The 286-nt window shown below is 64.7% G+C and carries 1 protein-coding gene; it reads right to left on the bottom strand.

All coding sequences use genetic code 11. The features are described 5' to 3' along the window. Positions 1 to 10 precede the first annotated feature (10 nt). The coding region (locus tag MD536_RS21380) for a DUF2058 family protein (protein ID WP_239603815.1) at positions 11 to 286 on the bottom strand (276 nt) is incomplete at its 5' end.

Raw genomic sequence — 286 nt, 5'->3', positions numbered from 1 at the left:
TGACCTGTGCTCACCACGTCAGGTCATCGGGTACGACGTAGTCCTTGTACGGATCGTCGGCCGTCGCGGGTTCGGACTTTGCAGAATCCGGCGGCAGAGTGATCACCGCCGCAGGGTCTCGTTCGCGGATGCGCGTCGCGACGTCGGCGGTCACGAGGTCGTACTGGTCGAAACAGCGGGCGATCAGCAGGTCGCCACGCAGGATTCGCGCACGCCGCTCCGGAGTCACTGCGATGCGCCGGATCCGCTGCTCGTCGACGAAGTTGTAGTAGTCGTCGCTCTCGAC

The organism is Flavihumibacter cheonanensis (assembly GCF_022352215.1).
Classification (GTDB): Bacteria; Bacteroidota; Bacteroidia; order Chitinophagales; family Chitinophagaceae; genus Flavihumibacter; species Flavihumibacter cheonanensis.
This window is presented reverse-complemented; position numbering and strand designations above follow the sequence as displayed.